The 16,790-nt window shown below is 43.3% G+C and carries 13 protein-coding genes and 1 tRNA gene; 8 read left to right on the forward strand and 6 right to left on the reverse strand.

All coding sequences use genetic code 11. The annotated features are described in order from the left end of the window. Positions 1-23 precede the first annotated feature (23 nt). Positions 24-794: a DUF4230 domain-containing protein gene (locus tag JMY09_RS07520; protein WP_201622986.1), complete on the forward strand. Its 771-nt coding sequence runs from the start codon at positions 24-26 to the stop codon at positions 792-794. 176 nt (positions 795-970) lie between these two features. On the opposite strand, the gene JMY09_RS07525 is transcribed toward JMY09_RS07520, so the two are convergent. Then, complete coding sequence (locus JMY09_RS07525) at positions 971-2,650, reverse strand: cryptochrome/photolyase family protein (RefSeq protein WP_201622987.1); 1,680 nt, start codon at positions 2,648-2,650, stop codon at positions 971-973. 179 nt (positions 2,651-2,829) lie between these two features. On the opposite strand from JMY09_RS07525, the gene JMY09_RS07530 reads away from it, so the two are divergent. The 7 genes from JMY09_RS07530 to JMY09_RS07560 all read left to right on the forward strand — a co-directional run bounded on the left by JMY09_RS07530 (position 2,830) and on the right by JMY09_RS07560 (position 11,173). Further along, on the forward strand, positions 2,830-3,507 hold the full coding sequence (locus tag JMY09_RS07530; RefSeq protein WP_201622988.1) for a phosphoribosylanthranilate isomerase: 678 nt from the start codon (positions 2,830-2,832) through the stop codon (positions 3,505-3,507). A gap of 313 nt (positions 3,508-3,820) precedes the next feature. Next, on the forward strand, positions 3,821-5,107 hold the full coding sequence (gene trpB, locus JMY09_RS07535) for a tryptophan synthase subunit beta (protein ID WP_227677227.1): 1,287 nt from the start codon (positions 3,821-3,823) through the stop codon (positions 5,105-5,107). A gap of 96 nt (positions 5,108-5,203) precedes the next feature. Beyond that, complete coding sequence (trpA, locus tag JMY09_RS07540; protein WP_201622989.1) at positions 5,204-6,031, forward strand: tryptophan synthase subunit alpha; 828 nt, start codon at positions 5,204-5,206, stop codon at positions 6,029-6,031. Between the two features lie 224 nt (positions 6,032-6,255). Continuing rightward, positions 6,256-7,200, forward strand: coding sequence for an acetyl-CoA carboxylase, carboxyltransferase subunit beta (gene accD, locus JMY09_RS07545; RefSeq protein ID WP_201623074.1), 945 nt, complete (start codon positions 6,256-6,258; stop codon positions 7,198-7,200). 272 nt (positions 7,201-7,472) lie between these two features. After that, positions 7,473-8,840 carry a bifunctional tetrahydrofolate synthase/dihydrofolate synthase gene (folC, locus tag JMY09_RS07550; protein ID WP_201622990.1) on the forward strand — a complete coding sequence of 456 codons (1,368 nt, stop codon included), beginning with the start codon at positions 7,473-7,475 and terminating at the stop codon, positions 8,838-8,840. Positions 8,841-9,028: 188 nt separating this feature from the next. After that, entirely contained in the window at positions 9,029-10,366 is a 1,338-nt protein-coding gene (locus tag JMY09_RS07555; RefSeq protein WP_201622991.1) for a LysM peptidoglycan-binding domain-containing protein, read from the forward strand. Between the two features lie 270 nt (positions 10,367-10,636). Further along, positions 10,637-11,173 carry a DUF2726 domain-containing protein gene (locus tag JMY09_RS07560; RefSeq protein WP_201622992.1) on the forward strand — a complete coding sequence of 179 codons (537 nt, stop codon included), beginning with the start codon at positions 10,637-10,639 and terminating at the stop codon, positions 11,171-11,173. 79 nt (positions 11,174-11,252) lie between these two features. On the opposite strand, the gene JMY09_RS07565 is transcribed toward JMY09_RS07560, so the two are convergent. The 5 genes from JMY09_RS07565 to gatC form a co-directional block, all read right to left on the reverse strand. Beyond that, the gene (locus tag JMY09_RS07565; RefSeq protein ID WP_201622993.1) at positions 11,253-12,203 is read right to left on the reverse strand and encodes a DUF1853 family protein; all 951 of its coding nucleotides are present in this window, start codon (positions 12,201-12,203) and stop codon (positions 11,253-11,255) included. 512 nt (positions 12,204-12,715) lie between these two features. Then, positions 12,716-12,792: transfer RNA gene (locus JMY09_RS07570), tRNA-Pro, on the reverse strand. A gap of 113 nt (positions 12,793-12,905) precedes the next feature. Next, entirely contained in the window at positions 12,906-14,426 is a 1,521-nt protein-coding gene (gatB, locus tag JMY09_RS07575) for an Asp-tRNA(Asn)/Glu-tRNA(Gln) amidotransferase subunit GatB (RefSeq protein WP_201622994.1), read from the reverse strand. After that, positions 14,426-15,922, reverse strand: a complete 1,497-nt coding sequence (gene gatA, locus JMY09_RS07580) for an Asp-tRNA(Asn)/Glu-tRNA(Gln) amidotransferase subunit GatA (protein WP_201622995.1) — start codon at positions 15,920-15,922, stop codon at positions 14,426-14,428. The genes gatB and gatA overlap by 1 nt, the downstream gene beginning before the upstream one ends. Positions 15,923-16,052: 130 nt before the next feature. Then, positions 16,053-16,367 (reverse strand): Asp-tRNA(Asn)/Glu-tRNA(Gln) amidotransferase subunit GatC, encoded by a 315-nt coding sequence (gatC, locus tag JMY09_RS07585; RefSeq protein WP_201622996.1) that lies wholly within the window; start codon positions 16,365-16,367, stop codon positions 16,053-16,055. Positions 16,368-16,790 lie beyond the last annotated feature (423 nt).

A 16,790-nucleotide genomic window follows, 5' to 3' on the forward strand; every position in this document is an offset into this window, starting at 1 on the left:
ATAACTTTTATGAGGTAGCTGATATGACCACGTCTGACCATAAACCTGTCAACAGCGATAGTTCGCTTAGTAAGCAGCCTAAATCGAAACCAGCCATTGCAAAAATGTCTTGGTTATTGCTGATTATTGGTTTGGCAGCTTTAGTAGCGGCTATTTATATTTCTCAAAACACTCAAGATGAGGCAAAAATTAATACTATCACTCGCGAGGGGGTAGTCACTCGGATTCAGCAGCTCAATCGTTTACAGACTGTGGCTTTTAATGTGGATACTGTCATTACTAGCGAACGCGCGGGCAGTTGGATGAAGTTGTGGCAAGATGAGCAAAAGGCTTTATTTATCGCTAAAGGTCGGGTGCAAGCGGGTATCGATTTGAGTGCTTTGACTCCTGAGATGGTACAAGTAGTACAGCCTGCTGAACCGCTGAATGTAGAGGGTAAGGGCGCGCAGTCTATCGAGGCGAATAACCCCGTCTCTACTATGCCGCAGATCATTATTACTATACCGCCCTCAGAGATATTTGCAGTGTATTTGGATGATATAGAGATTTATGATTGGCAAACTGGGGTATTCGGCATGATGCAAGTAGACCCTGCTATTTTGGCGCAAGCGCAGAGCATGGCCAAAAAAGAAGTACTAGAGCGCGCTTGTCGTGGCGATGTTATGACGATCGCTCTCGAAAACGCTCAAACTCAGTTGCAGCAGCTGTTTTCTTTAACAGGGGCGACCGTTACGGTTAATACGCAAGGTACTGGCGCTTGTCAGATGCCAATGAGTAACGCTACAGCATCTTAGAATACGCTTATCTACACCTATTAATCTACCACCGTTTATTTTCAGGTTGCTGATGTAATATAAGCGTTTTTTACTAGTTTATTATTGAAGGCGGTCTATTAAAGGCCGCTTTTTAATGGCCCACTTTTTGACAGTTACTTTTTAACAGCTGGTTTTTAACAGTTGGTTTTTAACAGTTATTTCTTAAATTCAGCAATAGCGGCTAGTCGAGCTTGTTTATGTTCAACTATCGGCACAGGATAGTCAGTATTAACGAACTTACCACCGCTACTAAAAGCTTTACGCATTTTATCTTCGCTATGTAAGATGCTGGCAGGAAGCGCTTTTAGCTCAGGCAGCCAAGTTTTAATAAAGATCGCATCAGGGTCATGGCTCTTAGCTTGGCTAAAGGGATTCATAATGCGGAAGTAGGGCGAAGAGTCGGTGCCAGTCGAAGCACTCCATTGCCAGCCGCCATTGTTAGAAGCAAAGTCGCCATCTATCAGCTGCTGCATAAAGTAACGCTCGCCCCACCGCCAATCAATCAACAAATCCTTGGTCAAAAACATCGCAGTCACCATACGCAAACGATTGTGCATAAAGCCTGTCGCATTGAGACAGCGCATCGCTGCATCTACCAATGGCACCCCAGTTTTACCAGTACACCAAGCAGCAAAGTCCTGCTTATCATAAGACCAGTCAACCTTTTCATCGGTAGCCTTTTTATAAGCTTGATGCCGAATCAGTTCAGGCTTCTCCACTAGCACATGACGATAGAAGTCACGCCATGCCAGCTCACTAATCCAGCGGTTGATATCTTCACTATCACTGTCATGAACCTCCAACTGTTGTTGCGCTGTTGCCGCTTGCATATAGCACTCTCTAGCACTGATGGCTCCGATAGTTAGATAGGCAGACATATGGCTAGTGGCCTGCAAGCTTGGGACATCGCGACTGATATTATAATTGTCGATATCGTCGGCTATAAACTGCGCCAGTTGTTCCTTAGCTGCTGTTTCTCCAGCAGGGTAGTCAGCACGTGACTGTTTAAGTTGCGCCGTGCTATCGCTGTATCCTTTAAGCTCTTTGTTGCTGAGCAGAGCTTGTTGATAGTCATTAACCAGCTGATCGCCTAATGAGCTTATCTCGCTACTATTGCCCTCAGTGTTATGAGCGCTAGCAGATACTGATTTTAGCGCAGTTGGTTCCGTGCTATTTTTATTACTAGCCAGCTGTTGAGCATCATGACTATGCATTTGACTGGCTTCTACGGTGTCTCGCCATTTTCTATAAAAAGGGGTAAACACTTTGTACATACTATCACCGTCGTTAGTAGTGATACTAAGGGGCGGTAAGACACATTGGTCATGCCAGCGGATAAACTCAATATCATGCTTTGCTAATCGCTCTGTTAGCTGTCGATCACGGTCGATTTCATTACCTTCGTATTCGTGATTGGCCATGAGAAAACTGACATTTTGACTAATGCATAGCTCATTCATAGCCTCTACACAAGCTGCGAAGTCAGGGCAAACGTAGACGCTTAGAGTAATATTTAATTGCTTATGCAAGTCTCCAGCAAGGATCGGCAGCGTGCGCGCAATATGATCGACTTGTGCTACTGAGTTATCGTGCTCAAGCCACTGTTCAGGAGTACAAAAATATACGGCGGAAATTTTTATGTTTTCAGCATTTATATCGTCAGTAGAATGTTCAGTAACGGCCCGTTCACAGAGCGCTGTCAAAGCTGTATTGTCGTGAATACGCAAATCACGGCGAAACCACATCAAATAGTGGGGTGAGGGTAGGTTGCTACTATCAGCTTGTTGGTCAACTTGGTTAGTATTATCGTTAATTGACGCTGTCTTTATAGACATTGAGAAATCCTTATTTTAATCATAAACAAAACTATGAATAAAAGTATGCTAGGATAAGTTTTTGTATGCAATTCATTTGCTATCTAAATAACAAATTATCATCACTTATTACCAGCATTTTTTATGATTTACTTGGTATTCTATCCCTAATCAACGTTTGCTGTTCGTAAGGTTATACGATGCGCGTAAAGTTCTGTGGTTTCACCCAAATCGATGATATAAATACTGCTACCCTATTAGGGGTAGATGCGGTAGGTTTAGTGTTTTATCCACCAAGCCCACGAGCAGTCAGTTGGGCACAAGCGCAAACTTTAAGTGCGGCGCTGCCTGCATTCGTCAGTGTAGTAGCTTTAGTAGTTAATATGGCTGAAGCTGAGCTCATTGAATTGGCTAAGCAAGTGGCCTTTGATATTATTCAATTCCATGGTGACGAAAGCCCTGAGCAGTGCCAGCAGCTCGCTGGCGTAGTCAATAAACGCTGGATAAAAGCTTTGCGTATAGATACTCAGCGACATACCCCAGCTAGCGTTAGTGCTAGGATTGAGCAGTTTGCAGCAGCAGGTGCTAGCAGTATATTACTCGATGCTTATCATCAGCATAAGTACGGTGGTACTGGCGATCGCTTCGATTGGAGTTTAATACCGACTGATAGTGTGCTACCGATTATTCTAGCTGGTGGCCTCGACGACCAAAATGTCGCTGCTACTCTAGATTTACCTATCTACGGTGTCGATGTAAGTGGCGGTATAGAGAGCGCTAAAGGTATAAAAGACAATGCCAAAATGCGTAGCTTTATGAAAGCCATTAACAACGATCGATGGCAAAGCGCAGCGCACAGTGCAGCAGTAGCCAACTAAAGCTTAAGTAAGTAGAGTTAAATGCTTGGTTCTTTATCCCTAGTTTTTAGTAGCTAGAAGTTAATACTTAGCTTTTCACGCTTATTTCTCAATGCTTAGTTTTGAATACCAAGTTTTCAACACCTGGTTTTGAATGCTTAGTTTTGAATGCTTAGTCATGGTTTATTTGCTTGCTAAGGTTTTAGGACAAGTCCTTGAACCTTCTGACCCCTCATTTTTATCATCACTTTTCAAAGTTAATTGTTCACCACTCATTTAAGTCATTAACTTTTTGAGTTATTACTATAAAAAACCCCTTATCGTAGGAATTATTATGAGTTCTGTAGCAAACCAAACCCCCAATACTAAGTCTTCTTCTACCCCAGAAGCAGTTAATAGTTTTAGCAATCCAGAAAACGTGCAAGACTTTAATCAATATCCTGATGCCCGTGGACATTTTGGCGTACATGGTGGACGTTTTGTCTCTGAAACCCTGATGGCTGCTCTAGAAGAGTTAGAAGCGCTATATAACAAAGTCAAGGCCGATCCAGCATTTTGGAAAGAGTACCATGATGATTTAGTCAATTATGTCGGTCGCCCAACCCCGTTATATCACGCCAAACGCTTGAGTGATGAGATGGGTGGGGCACAGATTTATTTTAAACGTGAAGATCTTAATCACACCGGCGCTCATAAAGTGAATAACGCTATCGGTCAGGCCTTGTTGGCTAAGATGTGCGGCAAAAAGCGTATTATCGCTGAGACTGGTGCTGGACAGCACGGTGTAGCTACCGCTACGATTGCCGCACGTTTAGGGCTAGAGTGTGTAGTCTACATGGGTGCTGACGATGTTGAACGCCAGAAGATGAACGTTTATCGCATGCGGCTATTGGGCGCTACTGTAGTGCCAGTTACTTCTGGTTCGCGTACTCTAAAAGACGCTTTGAACGAAGCAATGCGCGACTGGGTAACTAACGTTGATACTACTTATTATGTTATTGGTACTGTCGCAGGCCCGCATCCTTATCCGTTATTAGTGCGCGACTTTCAGGCAATTATTGGTAAAGAGACGCGTGTACAGCATTTAGAAAAAACCGGCAAATTACCAGATGCGCTGGTAGCTTGTGTAGGGGGTGGCTCTAACGCTATTGGCCTGTTCTTTGACTTTTTGAACGATACTGATGTAAAAATGTATGGCGTTGAAGCCACTGGTGATGGTATCGAAACCGGCCGTCATTCTGCGCCACTAGCTGCAGGTCGTATCGGGGTATTGCATGGCAACCGGACTTACCTAATGGCTGATGATGATGGACAAATCCAAGAAACACACTCTATCTCAGCTGGCCTTGATTATCCAGGTGTTGGTCCTGAGCATAGCTTCCTAAAAGACATGAAGCGAGTTGAATACGTAGGCTGTACTGACAAAGAAGCTCTAGAGGGCTTTCATCAAGCGACGCGCAAAGAAGGGATTATTCCTGCACTCGAATCTGCCCATGCGCTTGCTTATGCCCTCAAGCTTGCTAAGACTATGACCCCTGATCAGACTATCGTGGTTAATATGTCTGGTCGTGGAGACAAAGATTTGCATTCTGTCATGAAGGCAGAAGGGCTTGAGTTTTAGTAGCTATTTTTTATGACTATCAAATCACACCAATACATATATTGAGTGATTTGATAATAAAAATTAAACTTGTTAAAAAATAATAAAGAGATCGTTATGACTCGTATTGAAAGTACCTTTGAGACTTTAAAAGCTCAAAATAAAAAAGCTTTAATTCCTTACGTAATGGCCGGTGATCCTAACCCTACTACTACTGTAGGCTTGCTACATGACTTAGTGAAACATGGCGCAGATATGATTGAGCTTGGCTTACCATTCTCAGATCCTATGGCTGACGGCCCAACAGTGTCTTTAGCAGGTGAGCGAGCTTTAGCCGCTGGTACTAGTACTCGTGATGCGCTAAAGATGGTGGCAAAGTTCCGTGAGCAAGACAGCCAAACGCCGATTATTTTGATGGGTTATCTCAACCCAGTAGAGATCATTGGTTATGATAATTTTGTGGCGCTATGTGAGCAGTCAGGGGTCGATGGTATCTTAATGGTCGACTTGCCACCAGCAGAAGCTGGTAGCTTTACTCAGCATCTAACCGATAATTCGATGAATGAGATTTTCTTATTGTCACCTACTACGGTAGCTGAGCGTCGCCAGCAAGTATTGGCTCATTGTGGCGGCTACATCTATTACGTATCACTAAAAGGTGTCACCGGTTCAGCGACTTTAGACACTGATGATGTGGCGAAGCAAGTACAAGCCATTAAAGCAGAAACTGATTTACCAGTGTGCGTAGGTTTTGGTATTCGTGATGGTGCCTCTGCTAAAGCGATTGGTGAACATGCTGACGGTATCATTGTTGGTAGTGCCTTAGTACAGAATTTCGCTGGTATAGACGCTAATGATGTTGATGCTGTTGCTAGTGCTCAGCAAAATATTATGCTAAAAATGGACGAGCTACGCGATGCGTTAGATAGCCTACAGCAAGCTTAAACAAAGTTTAGATATTGTATGGTCTGTTGGTTTTTATAATATTAGTGATGACAAAGCCGAATGACTTTGCTAAATTTAGTTTACGTGTGTAAACTAATATAACGTATAAATTGTTACAACTATCATAGGCGTGTCTCATCACCGCTTATATTATGACTGACTTTAACTCCCAATTTAACTCTCAGCGATTAATCAACAACTAAAATGCTGATGAGCCTTTAATGATGGCGAATAATATGACTGATACTATAACCGCACCTAATACTGAAAACGATGGCGATGTAGCCGCTACTCATACAGCTGGTAACTCTTGGTTTAATCGCCCGGTACCTGGCGTTAAACAGAACTTGACGGCTCCTTTAACCGCCGTTGAGACTGAACCATCAACTAAATGTAGTAATTGTCATTCAGTAATTACCAATACAGCTCTGATATTCAACTGCTATGTTTGCCCGCTTTGTGATCATCATCTACCGATGTCTGCACGTGAGCGTTTGCAATGGTTTTTAGATGAAGTCCAAGGCGAGCTTGGGCAGGAATTCACTGCCAAAGATCCTTTAGGCTTTGTCGATAGCAAGCCTTATCCAGAGCGTATGCTTGAGGCACAGAGCAAAACTGGCGAGAGCGAAGCACTAATAGTGCTATACGGTAAACTACGTAATATAGAAGTAGTTGCTTGTGCCTTTGACTTCCGCTTTATGGGCGGTTCTATGGGCTCAGTAGTTGGCGATCGATTCGTACAAGCCGCTGAAAAATCTTTGGCGGAACGTAAGCCATTGATTTGTTTTGCAGCGTCAGGTGGGGCACGTATGCAAGAAGGTATCTTGTCATTGATGCAAATGGCACGTACAGCAGCCTCTATCGAGCGTCTCAGGCTGGCAGGTATTCCTTATATCGTAGTATTGACTAATCCTGTCTATGGTGGGGTAACAGCCTCATTAGCTATGCTTGGTGATATTCATTTAGCAGAGCCAAAAGCAATGATCGGCTTTGCCGGTAAACGTGTTATTGAGCAGACGGTGCGCGAAACTTTAGAAGAGCCGTTCCAGCGTGCAGAGTTTCTGTTAGAGCATGGGGTAGTCGATGAAGTCGTTCATCGTCATCAGCTCATTGATACTACCTATCGCTTACTGGCTAAGCTGTGCAGTCAACCTAACGTGGATGCTTAATTGATAATCTAGAGCCGCAAAGTTGGTTAAGATGATTCTTTAAGTAATTATCTATAGCACTTATTGTCAATTGACGATAAGTGCTATTTTTGCTTTTAGGCTAAGGTTTTAGCTTTATACTAGCAGCGCAATTGGCTGTAATCGTCACTCTAAGGGCCTAAGTACTGTGTTAACTGCGGTTTCGATTTTGGTTTTCAGTGCTGTTGTTATACACTAGGGTAAAATTTCAGCTAGTCATTTATTTTTATTACTTTTATATATAGGTTTTGTCCATGTCCGTCTCTTTACCTAGTAATCCTGATAGCCCTAAGTCTGATGCTAGCTTGACCCAATGGCTAGATTATATGCAGCAGATACATGTGTCGGCGATAGATATGGGGTTATCACGTGTGTTGCCCGTAGCGGAGCATTTAGGCATCGTACAGTCTGCCAAAGAGGACACTTATGTCTTTACGGTCGCCGGTACTAATGGCAAAGGCTCAACCACTGCGGTTATCAGTGCACTTTGCCAAGCAGCAGGCTATAAGACTGCATTATATCAGTCGCCGCATCTTAGCCATTTCAATGAGCGAGTACGTATTAATGGCGAGATGGTCAGTGATGAGACCCTCATCGCTGCTTTTGATAAAGTGGAGTCGGCCCGTCTACAGTGCGGATTGACTTTATCCTTTTTTGAGATGACTACTTTAGCGGCTTTGTTGATATTTGCAGAAGCCGACTGTCAGGTATGGGTGTTAGAAGTAGGGCTTGGTGGCCGCTTAGACGTAGTCAATATTATCGATGCCGATTTAGCCGTTATTACTAATATAGGTATTGATCATGTCGATTGGTTAGGGGATAACGTTGAGGCTATAGGTAGCGAGAAAGCGGGTATCTTACGTGATAATATCAGCCTGATTTATGGCGCTACTGAGATGCCCAATAGTGTGCAGCAATTGATTAATCAGCATAACGCCAGCTGCTATCAAGTAGGAATAGACTTTAGTTATAGTGTGGTCGATGAAAATACTTGGCAGTATAGCAATGCCGCTGTCACCCTACAGCTGCCACGACCTGCTTTGTCTTTAACGAATACCGCAAACGCGCTATCAGCGGTGTTGGCTAGTCCATTGGAAGTAGATATTAACGCCATTGAGAAAGCTCTCACTACTGTCAAATTGGCAGGACGTTTTGATTACCGCGAGATAAAAGACCGTTATTGGTTGTTTGATGTTGCCCATAATGAGCAAGGGGTTGAGTTTTTACTAGCGCAGCTGTTACCATTTTGGCAGCAGCACTTAATCAAGCAAGCCAAGCAAAACAGTCAAAGCAGTGATAATAAGCAACCTGCAACTATTAAAATGCTATTCTCTATGTTAGCTGACAAAGATATCTCAATGGTAGTACAACGTTTGACGCAAGCTAATTTACCGATTAGTGCTTGGTTTATTGGGGAGATTGATTATCCACGTGCGGCTTCTATAGAGCAGTTAAAAACTGTACTAGCTAGTCAGGTTGATGCAAGCAATATTCATGCCTTTGCTGACTTGCAGCAAGCAACAGCAGCGGTGATAGCTGAGGCTCAGCCACAAGACTTAATAGTCGTTTGCGGATCTTTCCATACTATTGGCAAGACGCTAGTAGCCTTGGATGTGGCTTAACTCTTACAGTTTACCGTCAGCCTGCAACCGTCAAAATTTACAGCAGTGCTGCTATAGCAGACAGCGCTGAGAATATGTTTTATAATCAAAAAGGTGGCAGACAGTCATTGAGTTTTAAAAACGGCTAGCTGGTGGGGCAACAGCGTGTCGCTCAATCAACCTTTTTACCAACTAAGAGATGTGAACGGATGAATTTTTCGAGACAAGCCTTATTGGGCGTTGGGATGATTATGGGCGGTAGCGTTATGCTATTTGCTATGGTGCAACAGATTGGCGCTAACGATAAATCAGCTGATAAGTCAGCTATGATCCAAAAGGCGGATACACAACAAGCAACGCCAGCCCCATTGACTACTGATATCGATACTGAAAAACGTATTTTGGCACAAAAGCAAAGGGAACGCACAGCTCGGGTTGCCGAACAAGAAAAACGTGCCCAGCAATTTTCAATTGAGCAAGAGACTGCTGAGTCCCAAGCATTAGCTAAATCACGTTATGAAAACGAGCGCTATATTGAGAATACTACTCCAGATGTGGAGGCTAGTACTAGTTCTCAGAGTGCTGAGACTACAGTGGTGGCACCAAAAGTTCAACCACGAGTAAGTACGGCAACTAACACGGTAGCCGCTGCTACAGTTAAGGCTACTAGCCCTGCTAACAAGGAAGCACAACAATCACAAGCTAAGAAACAAGCAGAAGCTAAAAAACAAGCAGAAGCTAAGAAGCAAGCAGAAGCTAAGAAGCAAGCAGAAGCAAAAAAAAAGCTAGCAGCTGAAAAACAAGCCGAGGATAAAAAACAGGCAGAAGCTGAAAAAAAGACACTAGATAAAAAACAGGCAGAAGCTAAAAAGCGCGCTGAAGATAGTGCCAAGAAAAAAGCAGATACCAAGCGCGAAGCAGAGGCAAAATTGGCTGCTGAAAAAAAAGCCGCTAAGCAGCAAGCAGGAGCTGAACAAAAGGCAGCCAAAGCTGCCAAGACAGAAGCACCCACCTCTACCTTAGATTATAAAGTCAAACCTGGTGACGGTTTAATAAAGTTAGCACGACAATATAATGTGCCAGTTGCTGCGTTAGCGCAGGCAAATAACACCTCTACTTCAGCCCCTTTAAAGTTGGGCCAGAATATAGTGATTCCTTCACGTAAACAGGTACAGCGTCTAGAGCGTGAAGCGGCAGCTGCCGAAAAAGCGCGTGCCAATGAACGGGCCCAAGCAAAAAGGTCTGCTGAAACCAAACGTCAAGCGCAGCAGAAACTGGTTGAAGCTCGAAAAGAAGTCAAAGAAACGGATGCTAAAGGCAGTTTTGGTGTCCAAGTAGCACTAGCAAGTAACCAAGCATCAGCGGATGAAGTGGTGAAGAAGTTTAAAGATGCCGGTTATAAAGTAAAAACAAGTAATACCAGTCGAGGTGTACGAGTTATCGTTGGTCCTGAGCGCGGCAAAATAGCAGCTTTGGCTCTAAAGGATAAAGTGGATAGTGATCCTAAAGTAAATTCCAATGGAGCTTGGGTACTATACTGGCGTTGATCGACTTTGCTGATATAAAGCATCATATAAACAATATTATAAGTCTTTCCTGCTATTATTAGCAGCCAGTTGGTTGCTATATCCTCTAACACGACATTAAATGTCGTGTTTTATCATTTATGGATTGCTGATTAATATTAGCTCAGCTAGTATAACCGCACTTTATTTTCTCTCTTTTATAACCATGGTAATCAATGATGGCTGCCATGTTGTGATTGTGGTTGCTTGGCACCAGCCACAATCGCCTTAAACTTTACATAAGGTAAAGCTATGTCATTTGGGGTTATATTTTTGCTTTTGGCCGTAGGGTTTCTAGGGCTAATCACCTTACCAAAATTATTGACTAAGCCCAGCTCTGCCAGCAAAGAAGCAGATCCTGAACCAGTACGTGGGGATGATTTACCTATATGGCCATTTGAGCCTATGCCTATCATGACTAAGACTGAAGTGCTGTTTTTTAATAAGCTACAAAATGCGCTGCCGGAATACCATATCTTCGTGCAAGTTCAGCTTTCTCGGATTATCACCGCCAACAGTGAGGAGGCCTCAGAACGCAGCTTCTGGTTCAATCGTATCTGCCGACAAAGCGTTGATTATGTCATTACAGATATCGATGCCCAAACGACCTTAGTTGCCATCGAGTTAGATGATTGGACGCACAGCAGTAAAGCTAGACAAAAAGCTGATGATAAAAAGGATAAGGCGCTAGCCAGTGCTGGTATTGCTATCGTACGCTTTCATGCTGAGCGTATGCCAAGTGCTGATATGCTCAGATATGAGATTATGCAGGTGATTGAGAGTTACTAAAGCTCATAACAAGCTATTAGAGACCATCGAAAACTATTATTATTATTACGGCTATTGATAGGGGTGTTATTAACAGGGATCAGCGTTTAGCTTCTACTAGCACTTCTTGCTCAGGGTAGATCACTAGCGGCTTATCATGGTCAAAGTACAAGCCGCTCATTGGTAGCTCACTCTGTGACCATAGTAGCGGCTGTTGAGGGTCATCATAAAAGTCACGCTTAGTAAACCACTCTACATAATGCGCTGGTCGCAGTGTAGCTAAATCCAAGGCAGCTAGATTAGCTGTATCTTGCCTATCGTACCATCTATGCATGGGGAAGCTGATGGCTAACCAGTCAGGATAAACAAAGTCATTATGATTAATAGGTAGAAAAAATCGCCCTTTAATCACCGCATAGCGCTTATCTATTTTTACTCGTCCATGATCCTTAGTATCTATCCATAGGGTACAAAATTGCTTAGTTTGCATGTGGACCATCTTACGCTGCAAATTATCATTGGAGTTGATACCGACCCAATTCTCAGGCGCAAAGGGTGCTGAGCCCATAAAGAATTTAATCGCCAATTCCCAGTGCTCAGTGAGCTTGTGATGATGATTATATAAAACCAAATCCAGCTCACCAATAGTCTGCTTACCTTGATATAGCTGCACGTTGCTCGCTATTATTTCATAGGGATGCAGGCCATGTGCATAACCATCAGTCAACCAAAACGATAATAATCCTTCAAAGTGAAACCCTAAACGATTCGGACTCGGTCTTGTCAATAGGTAACGGGTCAACTGTTGATAGTCAAGAGTAGTATCGAGTTCCTGTAAGCGTGTGAGATAACTGTCAAACTGCGCTTGCCAGAAGCTGGCACTATGTACGGTAATAGCGGCAGTGTTTTGAGGCGGTGCTAAGTTGAGCCATTTAGTCAAAACATTAGGGCAGGCCAGTACGTAAGCTAGATCACGGACATAAGGACGGCGAAACTGTTCCCAAGGCGCATAAGTGCTGGCATTATCAGGAGTAGGGGTAGGCTCGGTCATAGGGTGAACCATAATGATTGGTAAAGAATTCACCCTAACGGCTCGGCATATAAAAGTCTAGGTAGGGTGAGTATCTGTCACTGGTAGTTGCAAACTTATTATTCTAATATGCTATTTAAGCAAAGTAATAGCAAATAAAGACCACTTAAAACTATATTTATATACTTGATTTATAATTGAATGTTGGTTTTAATTAGGTATTTACACATCAGACTATAAGCAGCAGTAATATGAATAGGGGTAGTTCTACAGTGTTACGAGTTCTGATAGCTATAGGCGCAGTATTGATAATACTAGCGGCGATTTTAAGGGTGAGCCACGTTATTTAATAGCGACTTAATGCTTTTATTAATAACAGTTATATTCGCCAATATACTGAGGTGTTTTAAGCTATAGTTTTTCTGCACTAATAGTTTATATACAACGCTATACACCTATAGAGTAGTGAAAACCTAAAAAACGCCCAAAATAAAGGGCAGACAGTCAATGACGGTCTACCCTATATCTATGTTTGGTCGGAACGGCAGGATTTGAACCTGCGACCACTACACCCCCAGTGTAGTGCGCTACCAGACTGCGCTACGCCCCGAATGACTGACTATTTTACGCAAAATCTTATATATTGCAAGGGTTAATTATTGCTTGCAGTTATTACTAAGTTTCTGCGCTCAGTAGCCAGTACATGCTATTGGTTATAACTTCTTAATCCAACAAAACCTTTAATATCTCATTAACTTGTTGCGGATTAGCACTACCACGACTAGCTTTCATGACTTGACCGACCAGACCATTAAAGGCTTTTTGCTTACCACCACGGTATTCTTCTACCATCGTTGCATTGTTAGCAATCACTTCTTCGACAATAGCTTTAATAGCACCAGTATCCGTTTCTTGCTTTAAGCCTTGAGCTTCGATGATTTGATCAGCAGCATCATCACTATCGCCACCAGCGCGTTCATATAAAGCACTAAATACCTTCTTGGCCATTTTGCCAGATAAAGTATCATCGAAGATACGTTCCAACATGCCAGCCAGCTGTTTAGCACTTATTGGAGACTCAGTAATCTGTTTGTCGTCTTTATTTAGGGCACCAAGTAAATCACCCATTACCCAGTTAGCGGCAATCTTAGCGTGCGATTGACCCGTTGCTTCTACTACCGCTTCATAGTAATCGGCTAGCTGGCGGCTACCCGTTAAGATACGGGCGTCATATTCTGATAAGTCTAAGTCATGCTCTAAGCGCGCACGACGAGCAACTGGCAACTCAGGCATGGCGGCTTTGATACTATCCACAGTATGCTGTTCAATACGTACAGGTAGCAGATCAGGATCGGGGAAGTAACGATAGTCGTTAGCGTCTTCTTTAGTACGCATAACTCGGGTTTCATCTTTATCAGGATCATAAAGCATAGTAGCTTGCACTACTTGGCCACCATCTTCAATGATATCGATTTGGCGCTCTATTTCACGGTGGATAGCACGTTCGATATTTCTAAAGGAGTTAAGGTTTTTCAGTTCAGTACGCGTGCCTAGTTCAGCGCCAGGCTCACGTATAGAGACGTTACAATCGCAGCGGAAAGAGCCTTCAGCCATAATAGCGTCAGATATTCCAAGCCAAGTGACCAGCTGATGAATGGCTTTGATATAAGCCAAAGCTTCAGAAGCGGAGCGCATATCAGGCTCAGAGACGATTTCGATCAATGGTGTACCAGCACGGTTAAGATCGACACCAGTCATACCTTCAACAGCATCATGTACTGATTTACCAGCATCTTCTTCTAGATGCGCACGAGTGATACCCATACGTTTAGGATATTCGTTTTTTTCACCTTCATTGACTAGCACATCGATATGACCACGACCGACGATTGGATTGGCCATTTGAGTGATTTGATAGCCTTTTGGCAGATCAGGGTAAAAGTAGTTCTTGCGATCAAAGGTGTTAAATAAACCCAGCTCTGCATCGACGCCAATACCGAATTTTAGCGCCCGCTCAACTACGCCGCTATTGAGCACTGGTAGTACACCGGGTAAACCTAAGTCAACGATGCTGGCTTGAGTATTGGCCTCATGACCGAAGTCAGTAGGAGCACTAGAGAATATCTTGCTGTCAGTATTGAGCTGGCAATGGATCTCAATACCGATGACCACTTCATAGCCATCAACTAGTAATTCTTTACGGACAGTAGGGGTAGTAGCAGTAGTCGCTGTTGCGGTAGTCATTATACTGTCTCCTTAGCGATAGCAGAATGTTGTAGATGATGATCGGTATGCTGTTGGAACAGATGCGCGGTAGTCAGTAGCTTACTCTCCTGCCAATGCTGACCAATAAGTTGCAGCCCTACAGGTAAGCCCTCAGAAGTGAGCCCTACTGGCTGACTGATTGACGGTAGGCCTGCTAAGTTAACCCCAATAGTATAGACGTCACCTAAATACATAGTGGCTGAATCCAAGTCTTCACTAAGCTTATAAGCAGCCATTGGAGCCGTAGGGCTAGCAATCACATCACAATGAGCAAAAGCGTCTGCGAAGTCTTTAACGATGATCCGGCGTATTTTTTGTGCCTTAGTATAATAGGCATCAAAGTAACCAGCCGATAGCGCATAGGTACCCATCAAGATACGGCGCTGCACTTCAGGGCCAAAGCCTTCTGAGCGTGAGCGAGTATAAAGGTCAATAAGATCTTTTGGATCTGCACAACGATAACCAAAGCGCACCCCATCGAAACGTGACAAGTTAGAGGAGGCTTCAGCGGTAGCGATCATATAGTAAGTGGCTAAGGTAATCTCAGGATCAGTAATAGTCACTTCTACAATCGTAGCACCTAACTCTTCATACTTTTTCAATGCTGCTCGTACTGCTGTTTCAACTTCAGGGTCGAGACCCGCACCGAAGTACTCTTTGGCAACTCCAATACGCAGTCCTGCAAATGGCTTATCTCCCGCTTTTGCAGCAGCTTCATCGAGGTCATGAACGTAGTTAGGCATATCGTGTTTGATAGAGGTAGCATCGCGTGGATCGTGACCTATCATTGGCTGCAATAGATAAGCACAGTCTCTAGCGCTACGCCCCATACTACCAGCTTGATCTAAGCTTGAAGCATAAGCAATCATGCCAAAGCGTGATACTCGTCCATAAGTGGGCTTGATACCCGTTAAGCCACAGAATGATGCTGGCTGACGAATAGAGCCACCGGTATCACTGCCAGTAGCTAGTGGCACAAACCCTGCTGCTACTGCTGCTGCACTACCGCCTGATGAGCCACCAGGTACACGCTCTAGATCCCAAGGATTGTGGACAGCACCGTAGTACGAGCTACCATTATCTGAGCCCATAGCGAACTCATCCATATTGAGCTTACCAAGGCTGATCATGCCCGCTTTTTCAATATTAGAGACGATAGTAGCGTTATAAGGTGAAATGAAGTTGTGCAGCATTTTTGAACCGCAAGTGGTCAATACCCCTTGAGTACAAAAAATATCTTTATTGGCCATAGGGATGCCGAGTAGCAAACGCTGATCACCTTGCGCACGCATCTCATCAGCCGCTTTTGCTTGGGCAAGGGCCGTCTCAGAAGTATGAGTAATAAAGCTATTAATCTTGCTGTCTAAAGCGTTGATACGCTTGATATAGTGCTCGGTCAGCTCAAGGCTGCTAAATTGTTTGTCTTGTAAACCAGCAATCAGTTGCTGGGTACTTAAATGATGAATCTCAGACATAAGGGGTCGTCCGTCATAATGTTGATAGCACTAGTCATAGCACTGAATAAGATAATGGCAGTTAAGAGGAATAATAATACTCAGGGCCACTAAATAAGAATACCTGTAGTTAAAAAGTTATAGCGATTGGCTACTCAATAACCTGCGGTACTAGGTATAAGCCTTCTTCAACTGCTGGTGCAACCGATTGATTGCGTTCACGGTTGATATCGTGTTTGGCAATATCAGCGCGCAGGTCTTGGCAAGCTTCATGAATATTAGCCAAAGGGGCAAGATCGTCAGTGTTTACGCCTGCTAAAGTATGCATCAAACCTAATACTTTGCTGATCTCATTAGCATAACTGTCAGCGGTATTTGCATCGACACCCAACCGAGCCAAACTGGCCACTTCTAAGATTTCTTGACGACTGACGCTACTATCATTAGTTGACGTTTGCTGTGACATAATTTCTCCGATTTAGAGCGATGTTAAAAGATAAGTATTTTACACGCCTTGATAATAATAAATGTGAATCACTACGCTAGTTCACATAGAGTTACTGTTGGCTAATAGACCCTTATATAAACAGCCCTATAAAAATAACCGACAAATATTCACTTAAAAAAACTGAACTTATAGCACTTTTACGGATAAAAACTTTAGATTTAGGGACCAACGTATATTTTAGGGCCTAATTGGTGAGCTTTAGGGCAAAAATTGTTTTACTATTCAGTTTTTTCCTTATAGACCTAAAATGGTACGTTCTATCCTAGTGACAATTGTTTATTCTAGCAACACAGCCTATAGTTAGTTATAGTTATAGTTATAGTTTTTAGCAATAGTCTATTACAAACGAGCTATTATAAAGCATCTAGCTTGATTTTACAG

Source organism: Psychrobacter urativorans (assembly GCF_904846695.1).
Lineage (GTDB): Bacteria > Pseudomonadota > Gammaproteobacteria > Pseudomonadales > Moraxellaceae > Psychrobacter > Psychrobacter urativorans.